Source organism: Bradyrhizobium nitroreducens, assembly GCF_002776695.1.
GTDB classification, from domain to species: domain Bacteria; phylum Pseudomonadota; class Alphaproteobacteria; order Rhizobiales; family Xanthobacteraceae; genus Bradyrhizobium; species Bradyrhizobium nitroreducens.
Map to the genome: position 1 here is coordinate 6,654,315 of NZ_LFJC01000003.1, position 18,708 is coordinate 6,673,022.

Annotated in this window: 17 protein-coding genes; 4 read left to right on the forward strand and 13 right to left on the reverse strand. The window is 64.8% G+C overall.

Going from position 1 to position 18,708, the window contains the following annotated elements; genetic code table 11:
• Position 1 precedes the first annotated feature (1 nt).
• From TSA1_RS31615 to gltX, 6 genes are all read right to left on the reverse strand, one after another.
• Complete coding sequence (locus TSA1_RS31615; protein ID WP_174719155.1) at positions 2-859, reverse strand: carbohydrate ABC transporter permease; 858 nt, start codon at positions 857-859, stop codon at positions 2-4.
• Entirely contained in the window at positions 852-1,775 is a 924-nt protein-coding gene (locus TSA1_RS31620) for a carbohydrate ABC transporter permease (protein WP_100179746.1), read from the reverse strand. Before TSA1_RS31620 ends, TSA1_RS31615 begins: the two co-directional genes overlap by 8 nt.
• Entirely contained in the window at positions 1,772-3,058 is a 1,287-nt protein-coding gene (locus TSA1_RS31625) for an ABC transporter substrate-binding protein (protein WP_100179747.1), read from the reverse strand. Before TSA1_RS31625 ends, TSA1_RS31620 begins: the two co-directional genes overlap by 4 nt.
• 59 nt (positions 3,059-3,117) lie before the next feature.
• The gene (locus TSA1_RS31630; protein WP_174719156.1) at positions 3,118-4,296 is read right to left on the reverse strand and encodes an ROK family transcriptional regulator; all 1,179 of its coding nucleotides are present in this window, start codon (positions 4,294-4,296) and stop codon (positions 3,118-3,120) included.
• Between the two features lie 214 nt (positions 4,297-4,510).
• Complete coding sequence (gene gltA, locus TSA1_RS31635) at positions 4,511-5,815, reverse strand: citrate synthase (protein ID WP_100179749.1); 1,305 nt, start codon at positions 5,813-5,815, stop codon at positions 4,511-4,513.
• 146 nt (positions 5,816-5,961) lie between these two features.
• Positions 5,962-7,389 (reverse strand): glutamate--tRNA ligase, encoded by a 1,428-nt coding sequence (gltX, locus tag TSA1_RS31640; protein ID WP_100179750.1) that lies wholly within the window; start codon positions 7,387-7,389, stop codon positions 5,962-5,964.
• Between the two features lie 154 nt (positions 7,390-7,543).
• Here gltX and TSA1_RS31645 point away from each other — a divergent pair, with 154 nt between their 5' ends.
• On the forward strand, positions 7,544-9,220 hold the full coding sequence (locus TSA1_RS31645) for a glutamine--tRNA ligase/YqeY domain fusion protein (protein WP_100179751.1): 1,677 nt from the start codon (positions 7,544-7,546) through the stop codon (positions 9,218-9,220).
• 8 nt (positions 9,221-9,228) lie between these two features.
• The gene (locus TSA1_RS31650; protein ID WP_100179752.1) at positions 9,229-9,615 is read left to right on the forward strand and encodes a nuclear transport factor 2 family protein; all 387 of its coding nucleotides are present in this window, start codon (positions 9,229-9,231) and stop codon (positions 9,613-9,615) included.
• Positions 9,616-9,627: 12 nt separating this feature from the next.
• On the opposite strand, the gene TSA1_RS31655 is transcribed toward TSA1_RS31650, so the two are convergent.
• Positions 9,628-10,320 carry a hypothetical protein gene (locus tag TSA1_RS31655; protein WP_145984407.1) on the reverse strand — a complete coding sequence of 231 codons (693 nt, stop codon included), beginning with the start codon at positions 10,318-10,320 and terminating at the stop codon, positions 9,628-9,630.
• A gap of 94 nt (positions 10,321-10,414) precedes the next feature.
• Between TSA1_RS31655 and TSA1_RS31660 the strand changes: the two genes are divergently transcribed.
• A complete protein-coding gene (locus TSA1_RS31660; RefSeq protein WP_015685840.1) occupies positions 10,415-10,648 on the forward strand; it encodes a DUF2171 domain-containing protein in 234 nt (77 codons plus the stop codon).
• Positions 10,649-10,743: 95 nt separating this feature from the next.
• Entirely contained in the window at positions 10,744-13,023 is a 2,280-nt protein-coding gene (locus tag TSA1_RS31665) for a ComEC/Rec2 family competence protein (RefSeq protein ID WP_100179754.1), read from the forward strand.
• A 6-nt stretch (positions 13,024-13,029) separates the two neighbouring features.
• Here the strand turns inward: TSA1_RS31665 and TSA1_RS40135 are convergent, their stop codons facing one another.
• The 6 genes from TSA1_RS40135 to TSA1_RS31695 form a co-directional block, all read right to left on the reverse strand.
• Complete coding sequence (locus TSA1_RS40135; RefSeq protein ID WP_174719157.1) at positions 13,030-13,464, reverse strand: hypothetical protein; 435 nt, start codon at positions 13,462-13,464, stop codon at positions 13,030-13,032.
• Between the two features lie 556 nt (positions 13,465-14,020).
• Positions 14,021-14,722: a transcriptional repressor LexA gene (lexA, locus tag TSA1_RS31675; protein WP_100181444.1), complete on the reverse strand. Its 702-nt coding sequence runs from the start codon at positions 14,720-14,722 to the stop codon at positions 14,021-14,023.
• A 175-nt stretch (positions 14,723-14,897) separates the two neighbouring features.
• Entirely contained in the window at positions 14,898-16,109 is a 1,212-nt protein-coding gene (locus tag TSA1_RS31680) for a molybdopterin molybdotransferase MoeA (protein WP_100179755.1), read from the reverse strand.
• 216 nt (positions 16,110-16,325) lie between these two features.
• Entirely contained in the window at positions 16,326-16,523 is a 198-nt protein-coding gene (locus TSA1_RS31685; RefSeq protein WP_100179756.1) for a hypothetical protein, read from the reverse strand.
• Positions 16,524-16,692: 169 nt separating this feature from the next.
• Positions 16,693-17,331 carry an HAD family hydrolase gene (locus TSA1_RS31690; RefSeq protein WP_174719158.1) on the reverse strand — a complete coding sequence of 213 codons (639 nt, stop codon included), beginning with the start codon at positions 17,329-17,331 and terminating at the stop codon, positions 16,693-16,695.
• Positions 17,332-17,346: 15 nt separating this feature from the next.
• Complete coding sequence (locus tag TSA1_RS31695) at positions 17,347-18,480, reverse strand: alpha-hydroxy acid oxidase (protein ID WP_100179757.1); 1,134 nt, start codon at positions 18,478-18,480, stop codon at positions 17,347-17,349.
• Positions 18,481-18,708: the final 228 nt, after the last annotated feature.

The window sequence follows — 18,708 nt, forward strand, 5'->3', positions numbered from 1 at the left end:
ATCATTTCACCGCCCCGGCAGTCAGGCCGCGGACGAAGTATTTGCCGCCGAGGAGGTAGATCAGCAGCGTGGGCAGCGCGGCGATGATCACCGCTGCGCTCTGCACGCCATGCTGCGGGATATCGGCGACGGCGGCGGATAGCGCGATGAGGGCGGCCGTGACCGGCTGCTGCTGGCCGGTCGTGAACGTCACGCCATAAAGGAACTCGTTCCAGATATGGGTGAACTGCCAGATCACTGTGACGATCAGGATCGGCCCCGATAGCGGCAGGATGATGCGCCAGAAGATACGGAAGAAACCAGCGCCGTCGATCCGCGCGGCCCGGATCAATTCATGGGGAATGGCGACATAATAGTTGCGGCAGAACAGCGTGGTGAAGGACAGCCCCTGGATGGTGTGGATCAGCACGAGGCCCGCCAGCGTGTTGATGAGACCGATGTCCCGCAGCACGATGGTCCAGGGCAGAAGACGCATCTGCTGGGGCAGGAACAGGCCGAGCGTGACGATGCCGTAGATCCAGGTGTCGCCGCGAAAGCGCCAGAGCGACACGGCGTAACCGGCGACAGCGCCGAGCAGGGTCGAGAAGATCGTTGCGGGGATCGTGATCAGCGCGGAGTTCAGCATGTACGGCCGGATGCCGGCGCAGGTCTCGGCGACGCAGAAGCCGCTCCAGGCTGCGGCGTAGTTGCTCCAGGCCAGATGCTGAGGCCAGCCGATCATCGACCCCTGCGCGATCTCCTCGTTGGTCCGCAGCGAGTTCAGAACGACAACGGCGAGCGGCGCGAGCCAGGCTGCGGCGATCAGCGAGACGACGAGATAGATCCAGATCCGGCTCGGAGCGAAGGTACGGTCAGGCATGGGCGGCCCGCCGTCGCTGGAGATATCGCCAGGCTGCATATGGCAGCAGCACCGCGAGCAGAATGAGCAGCATCAGCACCGCCGCCGCCGCGCCCCGGCCGAGCAGGCTGCGCTGGAACATCAAATCGTAGACGACCAGGGCCGGCAGCTGGGTCGCAATTCCCGGCCCGCCATTGGTGAGCGCGCGGACGAGGTCGAAGGTCGAAATCGCGAATTGCAGCTGGATCACGACGACGGTGATGGTGATCGGCCACAGCGACGGCAGAATGATGCGCCGGTAGATTCGGACCGGCCCGGCGCCGTCGATCTGTGCGGCCTTGATGATGTCGGCATCGACGGAGCGAAGGCCGGCCAGGAACAACGCCATGGCAAAGCCGGAGGATTGCCAGATCGCAGCGATGACGATGGTCCAGATCGCCATGTCGCGGTCGATCAGCCAGTCGAACCTGAAGGAGGTCCAGCCGAGATCGTGGACCAATTTCTGGATCCCGAGGCCAGGATTGAGCAGCCAGCTCCACACCGTGCCGGTGACGACGAACGACACCGCGAGGGGATAGAGGAAGATCGATCGCAGCACGTTCTCGCCGCGGATGCGCTGATCGAGCAGGATCGCGAGGATGAGGCCGGTCGCCGCGCTCAACACCACGAAAGCGCAGCCGAACAGCAGCAGATTGTCGAAGGCGATCTGCCAGTTCCGCGATGCCGCGACCGCCGTGTAGTTGCGCAGTCCCACCCAGCCCGTAACGGGAATGAGCGTCGACGGCGTGAACGAGATCCAGATCGTCCACAGCGAGAACGACACGAGGTGCGCTGCGGACAGCAGCAGCGGCACCCAGATCGTCAGATATTCGGGCAGCCGGCGCACCCATTCAGGGAGCGCCGGCCGGCCCGGTCTGATCGCGGCGGCATTGCTCAACGCGCGCCCTCGACGGCCTCGGCGAGGCGCGTGGCGGCCTGCTCGGGCTTGATCGTCTTGTTCTTCACGTACTCCGTGATCACGTCGATCATCGCGGCCGTCATGCCATTTTCCTGCGCCATGTTGTGCGCCATGCTGAGGACGGCCTGGTTGCTGGCGATGGCGTTCTTGAGGGCGGCCGCGGTGGTCCGTTGACCCTCCGACCAGCCTTCGCCGGACAGATCGACGTCGGTGCGCACGGGGATCGATCCCGTGATCTGCGAATACATGGTCTGGATCGCCGGATCCATGACGAGCTGGGCCATCAACGTCTGACCGGCCTGCAGGTCGGGCTCCTTGCGCTGCCAGAAGATGAAGGCATCGGCATTCAGCAGGAACACAGGCTTGCCGTTATCACTCGGGCCCGGCGCAATCGTGAAGTCCTCGAACTTGAAACCGGCATTGCGCAACACGCCCTGCGCCCAGCCGCCCATGATCATCATGCCCATGTCGCCGTCGACGAAGCGCTTCAGATTGGTCGAGAAGTGCTGGGCGCCGACATTGGGGTCCATCCAATCGGCGATCTTGCGCACCTGCGCGAACGCAGCCTTGATCTCGGGGCCCTCCAGGGCCTTCTTCTCGAGATTCATGATGGCGGCGCGGTATGCGAGCGGACTGATGCCGGCGAGAGCAGCCTCGAATTTCTGCCCGTCGTCGGGACGGGTCCCGCCATTGGCGATGGGGAAGGCGACGCCGCCTGATTTCATCTTTTCGGCGAGGTCGTTGAAGTCAGCCCATGTGAGGGGGATCTTGTCGGCCTTGGCCTTGTCCATCGCGCGTTTGGACAGGAACAGCATGTTGGTGCTGTAGATCTGCAGCGGCAGTGCGATCCATTTGCCGCCCGGCTTGTGCAGTTTTGCAAGGTCCGGCGCGACGACCTTCTCATAGCCGGCGGCGGCGACCACGGCGTCGAGATCGACGGTCGGGGCAATCTTCGACCAGGCCGCGATCTCGGGGCCCTTGAGCTGCGAGCAGGCCGGCGGATCACCGGCCATGATCTGGGCGCGCAGCTTGTTCATCATCTCGGTGGTGAAACCGGGGACGGGCGAGTGCTGCCAGACGCCGCCCTTCTCCTCGAACTTCTTGCCGAGCGCAGTGATGGCCGCACCATCGCTGCCCGCGGACCATTGCGAGATTGCGGTGAGGCGCGGTTTGACGGCGCCTTGCGCACGGGCAAATGCCGGCAATGCGAGCGTGGCCACGGATCCAGCGAGCAGACGACGCCTTGTTGTTGTGATCGGCATTTCAGTTCCTCCCGGTGTGAAGTCTTTCGCGCGTGTGGAACGTGCAGGTTCAGTGCATGTCAGGCGGCCTCCGTCGAGGTGGCGGGCATGCCGCCACGGCTGGCGAGGCAGAAGGCGGCGAAGGCGAGCGCGGCCTGTGGATCGTTGCCGGTCGACGGCGGAACGAAGGCGAGGGACACCTGCGCCAGTTTGCGTCCGCCCAAGAGGCACGCGTCGATGCCTTCGACCACGGCGTTGCGATCGTCCTCGGCGAGCATCGACGGCCAGCCGCTGATCGCAACGCCGCCGCACGGCTTCACGTTCAGCGTATTGCCGATCGCAAGGCCGAGGCGGAACAGGCGTCGTCGCAGCTCCTGCCGCACGCGCGAGGACATCGGAATCGTGCTCACCCAGTCGCTGCCGAGCTGGAGCAATTCGGTTTCGGCAACGCCGAGAAGCCCGGCCACGGCAGGAAGCGATGTGTACGCCTCGACGCAGCCGTGGTGGCCGCAGCGGCACCGCGGCCCATCGGGGCCGAAGACCATGTGGCCAAGCTCGACCGGCTGGAGAGCGTCGGTCTCGGTCGGATCGTCCATCCAGGTGCCCGCAACGCCCTGGCTGACCAGGACGAACAGATGGGCGTCGTTGAACGGATAATTTTCCGTGCGGCAGCGGTGGAACGTGGCGTGCGCGACGACCGAATTGGTGAATTCGAGCGGCACGTCGGCGAACATCTCGGCGAACATGCCGTTGATACGCCCGACGTCGCAGGGGATGATCGGATTGGCCGAGATGCTGAGACGGCCGAGGCCGGGAATGGAGACCCCGATCTGCGATAGCGTGATCCGGCGGCGCCGCGTCCAATCGCGCAGCAACGCCATGGCTTCGCGAAACACGCCGCCGACAGTCTCGGTGGTCGGTTTCTTCGGCAGCGGCACGCGTTCGGTGTAGCGCAACTCGCCCGACAGGCCGCCGACGCCGACGCTGAGGTGCTGAGCGGTCAGCTCGAAGGCCGCAAGCGCGACCGAGCCGTCGAGCGACACGAGGCCGGTCGGGCCGCCGACGTAAGGGGCAGGGCGCCGCACCTCCTCGATCAGGCTTTCGGCCTTCAGGTCGAATAGGATGCGCGACAGGCTCGCTTCCGACAGCCGCACGGCCTTGGCCAGAGGCGGGCGAAACGAGCCGCCCGACTGAAGCAGATGAGTCAAAATGGCAGCGCGCGTCTGCCGCCGACTTCTCGGCTGCTCCGGCATTTCCATCCCCGTCGTCATTCTTACTTAGTGTAAGAATGCGCGCGGGGCATTTGGACTGTCAAGCGTTTGCCGGCGTGATGCTTGGACTTGTTGTTGTGCGCGGCAGCAACGTGGAACGGCGCGATTGGTGTCGTGGGGGGGCCACCCTGCGGCATCTGCGCGAAACAAAAACGGCGCCATCTTGCGATGGCGCCGTTCCGCTGACCTATTTCGTCAGACTTTACTTGCGATCCTTCATCGGCACGTAGTCGCGCTTGGCGACGCCGGTGTAGAGCTGGCGCGGGCGGCCGATCTTCTGCTGCGGGTCCTCGATCATCTCGCTCCACTGGCTGATCCAGCCGACGGTGCGGGCGACCGCGAACAGCACGGTGAACATCGAGACCGGGAAGCCCATCGCCTTCAGCGTGATGCCCGAATAGAAGTCGACGTTCGGGTAGAGCTTGCGGTCGATGAAGTACTGGTCGCTCAGCGCGATCTTCTCGAGCTCGAGGGCCACCTTCAGCATCGGATCGTCGCCATGGCCGGTCTCCTTGAGCACGGCGTGACACATCTTCTGCATGATCTTGGCGCGCGGATCGTAGTTCTTGTAGACGCGGTGGCCGAAGCCCATCAGGCGGACTTCGGAGTTCTTGTCCTTCACCTTGGCGATGAACTCGGGGATCTTGTCGACCGTGCCGATGTCATAGAGCATGTTGAGCGCGGCTTCGTTGGCGCCGCCATGCGCCGGGCCCCAGAGGCAGGCGATGCCCGCCGCGATGCAGGCGAACGGGTTGGCGCCGGAGGAGCCGGCGATGCGCACGGTCGAGGTCGAGGCGTTCTGCTCGTGATCGGCGTGCAGGATGAAGATCTTCTCGAGCGCGTCGGCGAGCACCGGGCTGACCTTGTAGTCCTCGCACGGCACCGCGAAGCACATGTTCAGGAAGTTCTCGGCAAAGCCCAGCGAGTTCTTCGGATAAACGAAGGGCTGGCCGACGGTGTACTTGTAGGCCATCGCCGCCAGCGTCGGGATCTTCGCGATCATGCGCATGGAAGCGATCATGCGCTGCTTCGGATCGTTGATGTCGGTGCTGTCGTGATAGAACGCGGCGAGCGCGCCGACGGCCGCAACCATGATCGCCATCGGATGGGCGTCGCGGCGGAAGCCCTGGAAGAAGCGGGCCATCTGCTCGTGCACCATCGTGTGATGGGTCACGCGGTGGTCGAAATCCTTCTTCTGCGCGGCGGTCGGCAGGTCTCCGTAGAGCAGGAGATAGCAGGTCTCCAGGAAGTCGCCGTGCTCGGCGAGCTGCTCGATGGGGTAGCCGCGGTATTCCAGCACGCCCGCGTCGCCGTCGATATAGGTGATCTTGGACTGGCAGCTCGCGGTCGAGGTGAAGCCCGGATCGTAGGTGAACAGGCCCGACTGGCCGTAGAGCTTGCCGATATCGATGACATCAGGCCCGACGCTGCCGCTGAGGATCGGAAGATCGTAATTCTTGTTTCCGACCGTCAGCGTGGCGGTCTTGTTGTTTGGTTTTGCGTCCATCGTAGGTCCCCGATGTGTGGTGAAACGGGCCGGTGCCGGAGGCCCCGCGGAAGATCATTGGGGGCAGGCCGGAAGTTCCAGAATGTACGGGGAGATGGGTATATTATTGCTGTGTGCGCTGCAAGATCGCCGCACGCATGATCGACTTACGTCGTAGACTGATCCTTAAGCCGCCCAAGGCTCTCCTGGCGTCCCAGGACGTCCAAAACCTCAAATATACCAGGCGACGTGGTCCGTCCGGTCAGCGCGGCCCGCAAGGGCTGGGCGACCGCGCCGAGTTTGAGACTATTTTCCTCGGCAAAAGCGCGCAGCGCAGCTTCCGTGGTGGCGCCGCTCCACGTCTCGACTTTCTCCAGTGCGGAATGAAGCTGGCCGATCAACTTGCGGTTCTCTGGCGTCAGCAGCGCCTGCGCCTTGGGATCGAGCTGCAGCGGCCGGTCCGCGAAGATGAAGTAGGCGCCGTCGATCAGCTCGATCAGCGTCTTGGCACGCTCCTTCAGGGCTGGCATGGCCTTCGCCAGCTGCGCGCGCGTGGTGCCGTTTAACTTGGCCTTAAGCTCGTCGCGCGCGGGCACGAGATGGTCGAGCACGTCCTCGAACATCTTCACGAGCGATTGATCGTCGGCGTGGCGGATGTAATGGCCGTTGAGGTTTTCCAGCTTGGCGAAATCGAAGCGCGCCGCCGCCCGCCCAACGCTGGCGAGGTCGAAGGCCGCGATCATCTCCTCGGTCGAGAAGATCTCCTGGTCGCCATGGCTCCAGCCGAGCCGGACGAGATAGTTGCGCAGCGCGGCGGGGAGGTATCCCATGGCGCGGTAGGCATCGACGCCGAGCGCGCCGTGCCGCTTCGACAGCTTGGAGCCGTCCGGCCCGTGGATCAGCGGGATGTGGGACATGCTCGGCAGGGTCCAGCCCATCGCATCGTAGATCTGCTTCTGGCGGGCGGCGTTGATCAGATGGTCGTCGCCGCGGATGACGTGGGTGACGCCCATGTCGTGGTCGTCCACGACTACCGCGAGCATGTAGGTCGGGTTGCCATCGCCGCGCAACAGTACGAGGTCGTCGAGGTTCTCGTTCTGCCAGACCACGCGGCCCTGCACCTGGTCCTCGATCACGGTCTCGCCGGTCTGCGGCGCGCGCAGGCGGATGGTGGGCTTGACGTCGCTCGGCGCCGTGGCCGGGTCGCGGTCGCGCCATAGGCCGTCGTAGAGGCGGGTGCGGCCCTCGCTGCGCGCCTTCTCGCGCATCGCGGTGAGCTCCTCGGCGGTGGCGTAACAGCGATAGGCCTTGCCGTCGGCAAGCAGTTGCTCGGCGACCTCGCGGTGACGGGCAGCGCGGCTGAACTGGTAGATGACCTCGCCGTCCCAGCCGAGCTCCAGCCATTTCAGCCCGTCGAGGATGGCGCCGATCGCGGCCTCGGTGGAGCGCTCCCGGTCGGTGTCCTCGATCCGCAGCAGCATCTTGCCGCCGTGCTTCTTGGCATAGAGCCAGTTGAACAGCGCCGTGCGGGCGCCCCCGATATGGAGGAAGCCGGTCGGCGAGGGGGCGAAGCGGGTGACGACGGGGGAGGTCATTCTTGGCAGGGCCTATGCATTGGAGGCGGTGGTATATAACAGGACCGCAGCATAACTAAAGCCCGGTGGCGGACCGCCAGACCTCGCTTAAGCCCTTGGCTCAGCCCAGCGAATTTGGCAGAAGGACCGCTGATTTCCCGACAGGATTTTCGTAATGACAGAACCGGTGGCAGCTGAGGTTGGGCGCGATTTCATTCGTGACATCATCCAGGCCGACCTCGACCAGGGCAAATACAGGGAGATCGTGACCCGGTTCCCGCCGGAGCCGAACGGCTATCTGCATATCGGCCATGCCAAGTCGATCGCGCTCAATTTCGGCATCGCCCAGGAGTTTCCGGGCCGCTGCCATTTGCGCTTCGACGACACCAATCCGGTCAAGGAAGAGCAAGAATATATCGATTCCATCCAGGCCGACGTGCGCTGGCTCGGCTTCGACTGGGGCAAGAACCTGTTCTTCGCCTCGGACTATTTCGACCGCCTGTACGAATGGGCCGAGAAGCTGATCGGCGACGGGCTCGCCTATGTCGACGATCAGACCCAGGAGGAGATCCGCCTGTCGCGCGGCACCTTGACCGAGCCGGGCAAGAACTCGCCGTTCCGCGACCGCAGCGTGGCCGAGAACCTCGACCTGTTCCGCCGCATGAAGGCGGGCGAATTCCCCAACGGCGCGCGCGTGCTGCGGGCCAAGATCGACATGGCCGCCGGCAACATCAACCTGCGCGACCCCGTGCTGTACCGCATCCTGCACGCGCACCATCCGCGCACCGGGACCAAGTGGCACATCTACCCGAGCTACGATTACGCCCACGGCCAGTCGGACGCGATCGAAGGCATCACGCATTCGATCTGCACGCTGGAGTTCGAGGACCACCGGCCGCTCTACGACTGGTTCATCGAGAAGCTGCCGGTGCCGTCGCAGCCGCATCAGTATGAATTCGCGCGGCTCAACCTGACCTATACGCTGCTGTCCAAGCGCGTGCTGACCCAGCTCGTCCGCGACGGCCATGTCGCCGGCTGGGACGATCCGCGCATGCCGACCATGGCAGGCATGCGCCGCCGCGGCGTGCCGCCGGCGGCGCTGCGCGAATTCGTCAAGCGCATCGGCGTCGCGAAAGCCAACAGCGTGGTCGATGTCGGCATGCTGGAGTTCTGCATCCGCGAGGAGCTGAACCGCACCGCGCAGCGCCGCATGGCGGTGCTCAAGCCGCTCAAGGTCGTGATCGAGAACTACCCGGAGGGCCAGACCGAGGAGCTCGAGGCGATCAACCACCCGGACGATCCCGGCGCGGGCACGCGGAAAATCACGTTCGGCCGCGAGCTCTATATCGAGCAGGACGACTTCATGGAGAACCCGCCGAAGAAGTTCTTCCGCCTGTCGCCCGGCAACGAGGTGCGGCTGCGCTATGCCTATTTCGTCAAATGCACCGGCGTGATCAAGAACGACAAGGGCGAGGTGGTGGAGCTGCGCTGCACCTACGACCCCGCGACCAAGGGCGGCAACGCGCCCGACGGCCGCAAGGTCAAGGCGACGATGCACTGGCTGCCGGCGGCGACGTCCGTGCCGGCGGAGGTCCGCATCTACAACCAGCTGTTCTCCAACCCGAGCCCGGACGCGTCGAACTTCGCGGCCGATCTCAATCCGAATTCGCTGGAGATCCTGTCCGATGCCCGGATCGAGGCCTCGGTGGCCGAGAGCAACGCGACCGAGCCGATGCAGTTCGAGCGCCAGGGCTATTTCGTCCGCGACAAGGACTCGACGCCCGGCAAGCCGGTGTTCTCCCGCACCATCGGCCTGCGCGACACCTTCGCGAAGGAAGTCGCGAAAGGTTGAGGGATGACATGAGCAGCGAAGCCGGCGCCATCGTTTCCGCCATCATCGCGAAATGGTGCGCCGGCTTTTCTGCGCTCGATGCGGCCGCGCTGTCGTCTCTCTATTCGAAGAACGCGTTCTTCTTCGGCTCCAACCCAAAACTCTATCGGGGCAGGGACGGCGTTGCCGACTATTTCAACGGCCTGCCGCGGTGGCACAAGCCGAGCGCCGTGTTCTCCGACATGCACGCCGCGCTGGCCGGCCCCGAGCTGATCAACATGGCCGCGACCATCTCGTTCGACCTCGCCGGCGAGCGGGACGATCTCGTCGTCAAAATGAGCTGGGTCATCATCCGCGAAGACGGCGACTGGAAGATCGTCAACCACCACGCCTCGGCGCAGGCACCGCTGATCTAGCGGCGGGCTCGATTAGTTTCTTTTTTCTGGCGCACGGGCCTGACTACCGGATGTGGCCGGGTTGGGAGTCATGTAGCGCTTCGTCGCTTTGGGGAAAATGACCGGCGATCGCTCTGTCAGGGATGCCTTGGCCTTTTCGCTGAGGTCCTCAACCTTCGTGCGGCTTGTAAATGTTCTTTGCAAGAATTGCGGACTGCGCGTGAAGTCTATGACTAACGATCCGAGATTGACGATCTCGTCGGGGCCTACCCGAAACCGCGCAAAATCACCCTTCAAGTTCAGATATTGCGAGCAATTGACATAACTGACCGCATATGTGCCCGGAGCCAACAAGGCTGCGCCCCCGTAGGTTCCGTTTTCGACAGGAAAGCCGAGCATCCCCACAGTTCTCTGTGTGGTGATCGGGAGCGTCACGTGATCTGAACCAAGTACGACCTTGGTCGTTGAGCAGCCAGGGTTTTTTGAACCGTTCTCCTCGATCACACGAACCTCCAGGAAAACAAGACTCTTTCCTGGATGTCGGGCGGAGTCTTCACGGATTTTTCGTTCGAAGTCGGTTTCTGCGGATGCTTCACCGGCGGTGAACAGCAAAAAGACCAAAAAGCTTCCCCGTACCATCCCTCGCATTCCAATGCCCCTACAACCACGACATGCCATATCAACACAATCCAGGGCTGCACGCCAAATCTCGATCGCATCAACCACAAGAGTATCGAAAGCGCCGCGGCGGGGCCGATTGCGAGCGAGAAACGATTGCACTCGTGACGCGTTAGACGACATCCAACCAAGGAGCCCCCCCATGCAAAACATCGCAGAGCATATGGAAGTCATCGGCGCCGACGGCGTCCATGTCGGCACGGTCGACAAGGTCGAAGGCAATCGCATCAAGCTGACCAAGAAGGACAGCGGCGAGGGCAGCCACAAGGGCCACCATCACTTCATCGACAAGGGCCTCGTCGCCGGTGTCGAGGGGAACAAGGTGCGGCTGTCCGCCAAGGCGGATGTCGCCGTGACGATGGAAGAGGAAAAGTAGGGCGCTCCCTCTTCGTTCCCGGTCTGTACCGCTATTCGCCCCGCCGCACGTTCCGGTAGCCTCGGCGACGATCACGTCGCGTTAGGTGCAGGGGTATGGCGGAGCCGGGCCGGCCAGTGCGGTCCCAGGGAGTTGCCGGGACGTGGCCGGTCGGCCGCGCCGCGCCCGCCGGCGGCTTCGTCCCTGCGGGCTTCGGCATCTGGCCCGCAATCGTCGAAACGCTACGGGAATGGGCCCGCGCCGAAGCCGGCCCCGGACGGCTGCTGCCGTGGGTGCCGGTCGCCTTCGGCGGCGGCATCGCGCTCTATTTTGCTGCCGATCATGAGCCGGTGCTGGGGGTGGTCGCGACGACGGCCATCGCACTGCTGCTTGGCGCGGTGCTGTTGCGGCGGAGCCGGCTGTTCGCGCCTGCGATCATGATTGCAGCGCTCGCTTCCGGCTTTGCCGTGGCGACCTGGAAGACGGCGCGCATCGCGCACACGGTGCTCGCAAAACCGCTTTATTCGGTGTCCTTGGCGGGCTTCGTCGAGACGCGCGACATCCGTGAGCGCACCGACCGCTTCGTGCTGCGCGTCACCGCCATGGAGGCGCAGCGCAGCGACGTCAAGCTCGAACGCGTCCGCCTCTCCGTGCGCAAAGGCACCGCGCCCGAGGTCGGCAGTTTCGTGCAGCTCAAGGCACGGCTGATGCCGCCGCTCTCGCCGGTCCGCCCGGGCAGCTACGACTTCTCGCGCGACATGTTCTTTCAGGGCATCGGCGCCTCCGGCTTCGTGATGGGCGGGATCACGGCTTCCGTGCCGCCGGACGCCGGGGGCTTGCGGCTGCGCTACGCCGCCTTCATGCAGGGCCTGCGCGATGCGATCGACGCGCGCATCCGCGCAACGCTGGAAGGCGACAACCGCGCGATTGCAACGGCGCTGCTCACCGGGCGGCGCGATGCAATCTCCGCGCCCGTCAACGATGCCATGTTCATCTCGGGGCTCGGACACGTGCTCTCGATCTCCGGCTATCACATGGCGGTGGTCGCGGGCGTCGTGTTCTTCGCGGTGCGTGCGCTGCTGGCGCTGATCCCGGGCCTTGCCGTCGGCTTCGCCATCAAGAAATGGTCGGCGGCCGCAGCATTGGTTGCGGCCGCGTTCTATTTGCTGCTCTCGGGGGCGGAGGTGGCAACGCAGAGATCGTTCTTCATGACCGCCGTGGTGCTGATTGCCGTGATGGTCGATCGCCGCGCCATCACCTTCCGCACGCTGGCCGTGGCGGCGCTGATCGTGCTCGCGGTTGCGCCGGAGGCGCTGGTGCATCCGAGCTTCCAGATGTCTTTCGCCGCGACGCTGGGTCTCGTTGCGCTGGTGCAGATCGGCATGCCGAACCTGTTTGCCGCGCCCGATCATTCGGCGACCGCGCGCGTCGCGCTGTGGGGCGGCCGCGAGATCGCGATGCTGTTCCTGGCCTCGCTGATCGCAGGGCTTGCGACCACGCCCTATGCCGCTTTCCACTTCCACCGCGTCACGCCCTACGGCGTGCTCGCCAATCTCGGTGCGATGCCCGTGGTCTCGGCGCTGGTGATGCCGGCCGGGCTGCTCGGCCTGCTTGCGGCGCCCTTCGGACTCGACGGCGTGTTCTGGTGGCTGATGGGGATCGGCATCGACTGGATGGTCGCGGTGTCGCGCTGGGTGGCGGCATTGCCGGGCGCGGTCGGCCGCATCCCGGCGTTCGGCATCGCGCCGTTGATCGCAGCGAGCCTCGGCATCATCCTGATGGGCCTGTTGCGCACGCCCTTGCGCTGGTGCGGTGCCGTGGTGCTGCTGGCCTCCATCGCATGGGGCCTGTCGGTGCGGCAGCCCGATATCCTGATTGCCGGTGACGGCGCCAGCGTCGCCGTGCGAGGCGGGGATGGGCGCCTGCACCTGATCAGGACGGGCAAGGACAATTTTCTGCTGAAGGAGTGGCTCGCGGCCGACGCCGATCCGCGCGATGCCGGCAGCGCCTCGCTGGCTGTGGGCATATCGTGCGACGAGGCGGGTTGCGTCACGCCGCTCGCCGACGGGCGGCTGGTGGCGCTGGCCTTTCGCATCGACGCGTTGGTGGACGATTGCAGCCGCGCTGCCCTGGTGGTGAGCTCGCGGCCCGCGCCGACCGATTGTGCGGCGATGGTGGTGGACCGGCCGCGGCTGGTTCGTCAGGGCGCGCTGGCTCTGACGCGGCGCGGCGACGGCTTTTCGATTGAGGCGGTGAGGGCGAGGGGCACGAACCGGCCCTGGTCGCCGGCGGCCGCCGGCGATGGAGATCTCGAAGCAGGCCTCATGCCGCGGCCGGCGGTTCCGCGCAGCAAGGATGCGACCCCATCGGAGGTCGATGTTCAGGCCGAGGACTGAGCCCTGTCAGCCCGTCGGCAAGGGCGCGATGGGCGACCGGCTGTCGGCGATGATCTGCGGCTTGTGCTCGCGCTCGACGACCGGCTGCGTCACCGGCAGCTGCAGCACGGTTGCGCGCTGGCCTTCGACGAGCTGCGTCACCAGCACGTACTTGCCGTCAGGGAATTCGATCGCGTCATGATGACGATCGGGAATGTGCGGATCGATCTTGCCGAACTTGCCGACGCGGGAATTGACCGTGCGCGTCCAGATCCAGCGATTGTCGTAACGAACGTTGTCGGCGAAGGCGAGCTCCGTTCCCGGCAGCAGGCAGACCGCAACGGAGAGATCTGCTTCGGAGGCGAAGCCGCGCGTCGAGGTGCCGCGGAACGTTGTCGTGACGATCGTCTCGCCGACTTCAGCGGGGCGCGTCGCGACGGCATGCAGGCTGTAGTCACACATCGGGTTGCTCCTCATGCGAAGATGACGACCCGCACCTCACTTGGAGGCACAGGCCTCGGAGTGGAAGCACGCAACGCTCTGCTTGGTTGTAGGCAAATCTACGGCTGCAATCCGCGCGCCGCGATCACATTATCTTTCCCGACTCGCATGGGAACAATGCCGGCTTCCGTGCATTCTGCAGGCATGCGTTGCGGCGGTGTCCGGATATCGCCGGCGCGATTGCGGGGCTGCGATAGCAATGCGCATTTGCCCGCGCGCTGCCTCCTCGCAGCGAACGGCCCGACCAGCGAGCGGCTCGACGCTGATGCTGCGATCAGCGCCGGCGCGCTCCCTTCAGGACGATCTGGCGCATGGCGGTCGCCTCGGCCGCGATGCGACATCGTTTCGCGCGACCTGCCGCGGAGGTCGCCATGGAGGAGGGCCGGACAGTCTGCGCAGAACCAGAACGACCATCCAGCCGGGGCGGACCATCATCCGCTCCAATCTTCTTGATCGGCGCTGCCGACCGAAGGCGCGTAAACGGCGCCGGAGAATTCCGTATCGAGTTCTTACGGACTCAGTACTTCCGGTAAAGCCCGATCAGCTTGCCCTGAATCTTCACGCGGTTCGGTGGCAGGATACGCACCTCGTAGGCGGCATTGGCAGGTTCGAGTGCGATCGAAGCGCCGCGGCGGCGGAAGCGTTTGAGCGTGGCCTCCTCGTCGTCGATCAGAGCCACCACGATGTCGCCGGTATCGGCGCTCTCGTTACGCTGGATCAGCGCCATGTCGCCGTCGAGAATGCCGGCTTCGACCATGGAATCACCGCGCACTTCGAGCGCGTAGTGCTCGCCGGAGCCGAGCATGTCGGGCGGCACGCTGATGGTGTGGCTGCGGGTCTGCAACGCCTCGATCGGCGTGCCGGCCGCGATACGGCCCATCACGGGCACCGCCACGGGCCGCTCGCCCTCGTCCGCGGGCAAGCTGGAGCTCGCGCGGACCTTGCCGAGATTGCCCTCGATGACGCTCGGCGTGAAGCCGCGCCGGTTGCTGGCGGCAGCTTGCAGCTCCGGCAGCTTGATCACTTCGATGGCGCGGGCACGATTGGGCAGGCGGCGGATGAAGCCGCGCTCTTCGAGCGCGGTGATCAGGCGGTGGATGCCTGACTTCGAGCGCAAGTCGAGCGCATCCTTCATCTCGTCGAAAGAAGGCGGCACGCCGCTTTCCTTCAAACGTTCGCTGATGAACCGCAGAAGCTCGTATTGTTTGCGCGTTAACATCTCGACCAAAGTCCCCCGGTTGATGTCGTTCGATTCCGAGACGATGAATTCAGCGATAAGCCGCTACATCCTCGAAACAAATCATGAACGGACACTATATGTTCGATACATGTTCCGCAACTGCTTAATTTACCGTGAACGAAGCGAAACTCGCGGAATGCGTGTGCCACGCAGTTCAGGCGGGGAGCCGCAACACCTCGCAAGGGCTGCCGGCTTCGGCCTTCGGCGCAAACGGTGGGCGCACGAGAAGTACCTGTGCCGCAGCGAGATTCGCAAGCAGAGAGGAGTCCTGGTGGTTGACGGGAATGGCGATCTGCGCGCCGTCCTCGCGCGGCTCCAGGCGGGCGCGCAGATAATCCTCGCGCTGGTCGTTGGCGCCGAGATCGCGGCCGAGCACGGCGCGCTCGCGACGATGATGAATCACGGAGCGGCCCGACAGCGCGCGAATCAGGGGCACCATGAACAGGAAGGCGCACACGTAGGACGACACGGGATTGCCGGGCAGGCCGATCACGCGCATGGCGCCGAGCCGTCCGTGCATCATCGGCTTGCCGGGCCGAATCGCGATCTTCCAGAACGACATCGCGATGCCTTCGTCCCGAAGCGCCTGCTGAACCAGATCGTGGTCGCCGACCGACGCGCCGCCGGTCGTGATCAGGATGTCGGTACCGCTCTCGCGGGCGCGCCGGATTCCGGCGGAGGTGGCTGCAAGCGTATCGGCGGCGACGCCGAGGTCGATGGTTTCGGCGCCCTCGCTGCGGGCCAGCGCGTGCAGGGCGTAGCCGTTCGAATAGACGATCTGGCCGGGCCCGGGCGTTGTGCCTGGCCTCACCAGTTCATCGCCGGTGCCGAGGATCGCGACCTTCGGACGGCGGCAGACGGCAAGGAGCGGGTGATTCATCGCCGCGGCCAGCGCAAGATCGCGCTCCGTCAGGCGGGTTCCCTTGCGCAGGAGGATGTCACCCTCGCGGAAATCGACGCCGGCCGGGCGGATGTGCCGTCCGGTGATCGCGGCCTCCTTGATCGTGACGCTGTTGCCTTCCGCAACGGTGTCCTCCTGGATCACGACGGCGTCCGCCCCGTCGGGAACGACGCCGCCGGTGAAGATCCGCACGGCTTCGCCGGCGCCGACCAATCTGGCGAAGGGACGTCCCGCTGCGACCTCGCCGATCACCGTCAGCCTGGAATCGATCTTCGCGGCATCGGCCGCGCGTACGGCATAGCCGTCCATCGCCGACATGGCTTGCGGGGGCTGCGTGCGTCGCGCCGCGACGTCCTGCGCGAGCACGCGATGATAGGCTTCGTCGAGCGAAACCATCTGTTCGGGCAGCGGTTCGGCACCCGCCAGCACCGCAGCAAGGGCTTCGGAAACCGGCATCAAGGCCACGGCAAGACTCCTGCTGAGCACGGCGGTAATGGGCGGCGAGAGTTCTAGCCGAGTGCAGGCGCAAGGCAAAGCAGCACCGGAGGATGATTTATCCTGCGTGATCTCCGCGGAGGAGGAAGCTCAACTCCGCCGGGGCATGATTCAGGAGCCGAGAGAGATCGGGAGGAGGGCGGCCATGGCCAGGACGAGAATGCCGAGCGCCATGGTCGGCATCGGTCAGCTTCCCGTCGGTCCGTCAGGAAGCGCGACGTCGGGCGCTTGGGGGCCTTGATCCTTGTCGGGGAGCGGATCGGCCTGCGACTTCAGGTCCGCGGCCTTGCTGATCAGCTTGGCGGAAAGGTCCGAATCCGAGGTGGTTCTTGCGAATTCGAGCAGGAGAGAGGCTTGCTTGGTGAGATAGGTTTTGCCCAGCACGTCGATCAGTCCGATGTAGAAGTCCCAACGGACTCATGAGTCCGAAGGGGGGCAAACCGTTCCCGGAACTCTGTACAAAAATGCACAAAGTGATCAGGTTCCAAATTTTCAGCAAGTTTAGTTCCGGCAAGCGTGCTCGCAACTGGCCTTCGGTGGCGTCGGGCTGGCTTTAGATGCCTAATGCCTTCAGGGCGTTCCCCACGTCGCGCGGCGACGTCACGTGCACTGCCGTCAATCCACGCGCCCGCGCTCCCTCGATGTTCTCGGCGAGATCGTCGAAGAACACGATGCGCTCCGCAGGCACGCCGATCGCGGCCACGACATGGTCGAAAGCCTCCGCGTCCGGTTTGCGCAAGCCGATACTGGACGACAGGTACAACTCTCGGAAATGGCCGAGCAGGTCGGCATATTCCTTCGAGAAATAATCGACATGCGGCCGGTTGGTGTTGGAGAAGGCGTAGAGCGGCATCTGCTTGGCGGCACGCGGCAACAGCTCGCCGATGTCAGGCATCTCGCCGGCGAAGATCGCGTTCCAGCCCTCCAGGAACTGCGCGTCCGAAATGCCGATTCCGAGCGAAGCTCGTAACGAGGTGAAATAATCCGCATCGCTGAGCTTGCCGACTTCATGCAGCCGGTAGGCCTCGTCGCGCACATAGCGCGCGACGATCGACTCCGGTCTGCAGCCGGCATGCCCAGCCCAGCAGGCGATCGCCTTGGAGAAGTCGATGTCGAGCACCACGCGCCCGAGATCGAACAGAAGCGCATCCGCGCTGCCGGGAGAGAGCGATGTCACCTGCGTCCTTTTCATTTCGGTGTCGGCCGATCAGTATCGATAAGGCTCGTGGTCGAACAGCGGGAACGCGCTGAACACGCTCGGCGCGTTGGTTGCGGTCGCTGGATGCAGGCAGGACTTGTTCACTTCGGCAAACGACGTGGCCCCCAGCAGGCCGAGGCAGCGCAGTACCTCGTCCTCCAGCAGCTCCAGCATCCGCGTGATGCCGGCTTCGCCGGCCGCCGCCAGCGCCCAGCATTGCAGCCGGCCGATGCCGACGAGGTCCGCACCCGCCGCGATCGCCTTGACGATGTCGGTGCCGCGACAGATGCCGCCGTCGACCATGATCTTGGCACGGCCCTTCACGGCGTCGACGATCTCCGGGAGCACGTGCATGGCGCCGCGGCCATGGTCGAGCTGGCGGCCGCCATGGTTGGAGACGTAGATCCACTCGACGCCGTGATCGACCGCGATCAGGGCGTCCTCGGCGGTGGCGATGCCCTTGAGGATCAGCGGGATCTTGAACTTGTCCTTGATCATCTTCACGGTCCGCCACTCAAGGCCCTTCTGGTAGTCGCCGCCGGTGGCGCGCAGGCGGCTTTCGCGAACGTAGCGCTTGGCGATGTCACGTTCGCGACGGCTGTAATGGGCGGTATCGACGGTCAGGCAGAAGCCGGCATAGCCGTTCTTCTCGGAGCGGTTGACCACATCCGCAACGAAGGCGTCGTCGCCGCGGACATAGAGCTGATAGAGCCGGAGCGCATCGGGGGCGGCCTCGGCGGTCTTCTCCAGGCCCGGCTCGGACACCGAGCTCAGCATGTGCGCCGCACCGAAAGTGCCGGCACCCCGCGCCACGCTCGCCGCGCCGTCCGGATCGAAGATCTCGAGCGCGCCGACGGGGGCGAGGACCACGGGCAGGCGCATGTTGCGGCCGAACTGTTGAACCGAGCCGTCCACCTTGCGGACGTCGCGCAGCACGCGCGGGCGAAAGGCGATCTCGTCCAGCGCCATGCGGTTGCGGCGCATCGTGGTTTCGGTCTCGGCGGCGCCGACGATGTAGTCCCAGGCGTTCTGGTTGAGGTTGGCCCGCGCTTTCCGGATGAATTCGTGCAGGTTCTGGAACGGCTCGTTGCTGGCGCCGAGTTCGACGTTCCGTTCCGGCCGGATGCGGGGTGCTTCGTTCATTGTTATCCTCCCGAGAATTTGAAGCCTTATGTCATCGCCTAACCCGTCCAGCCCTCCAAAACCATCCTAAAATCGCATAGCTGCGAGGCATGGGCCGGCCCACCGATTCCGCTTGCGGGCGGACCAGTCCTGCAACGTTGCCAAAAGTTTAGGTCCGAACGAAGCGATTTCTGCGCAGGACGGGTCGGCGCGGCCTCCCGGCCTTGAAGAAACCAGAATGGTATTGTG

Bases quoted from the DNA above. Each gene is read 5' to 3' on its own strand.
- TSA1_RS31615 (WP_174719155.1), bottom strand. From the start codon at position 859: ATGCCTGACCGTACCTTCGCTCCGAGCCGGATCTGGATCTATCTCGTC.
- TSA1_RS31625 (WP_100179747.1), bottom strand. From the start codon at position 3,058: ATGCCGATCACAACAACAAGGCGTCGTCTGCTCGCTGGATCCGTGGCC.
- TSA1_RS31630 (WP_174719156.1), bottom strand. From the start codon at position 4,296: ATGGAAATGCCGGAGCAGCCGAGAAGTCGGCGGCAGACGCGCGCTGCC.
- gltA (WP_100179749.1), bottom strand. From the start codon at position 5,815: ATGGACGCAAAACCAAACAACAAGACCGCCACGCTGACGGTCGGAAAC.
- gltX (WP_100179750.1), bottom strand. From the start codon at position 7,389: ATGACCTCCCCCGTCGTCACCCGCTTCGCCCCCTCGCCGACCGGCTTC.
- TSA1_RS31645 (WP_100179751.1), top strand. From the start codon at position 7,544: ATGACAGAACCGGTGGCAGCTGAGGTTGGGCGCGATTTCATTCGTGAC.
- TSA1_RS31650 (WP_100179752.1), top strand. From the start codon at position 9,229: ATGAGCAGCGAAGCCGGCGCCATCGTTTCCGCCATCATCGCGAAATGG.
- TSA1_RS31660 (WP_015685840.1), top strand. From the start codon at position 10,415: ATGCAAAACATCGCAGAGCATATGGAAGTCATCGGCGCCGACGGCGTC.
- TSA1_RS31665 (WP_100179754.1), top strand. From the start codon at position 10,744: ATGGCGGAGCCGGGCCGGCCAGTGCGGTCCCAGGGAGTTGCCGGGACG.
- TSA1_RS40135 (WP_174719157.1), bottom strand. From the start codon at position 13,464: ATGTGTGACTACAGCCTGCATGCCGTCGCGACGCGCCCCGCTGAAGTC.
- lexA (WP_100181444.1), bottom strand. From the start codon at position 14,722: ATGTTAACGCGCAAACAATACGAGCTTCTGCGGTTCATCAGCGAACGT.
- TSA1_RS31690 (WP_174719158.1), bottom strand. From the start codon at position 17,331: ATGAAAAGGACGCAGGTGACATCGCTCTCTCCCGGCAGCGCGGATGCG.
- TSA1_RS31695 (WP_100179757.1), bottom strand. From the start codon at position 18,480: ATGAACGAAGCACCCCGCATCCGGCCGGAACGGAACGTCGAACTCGGC.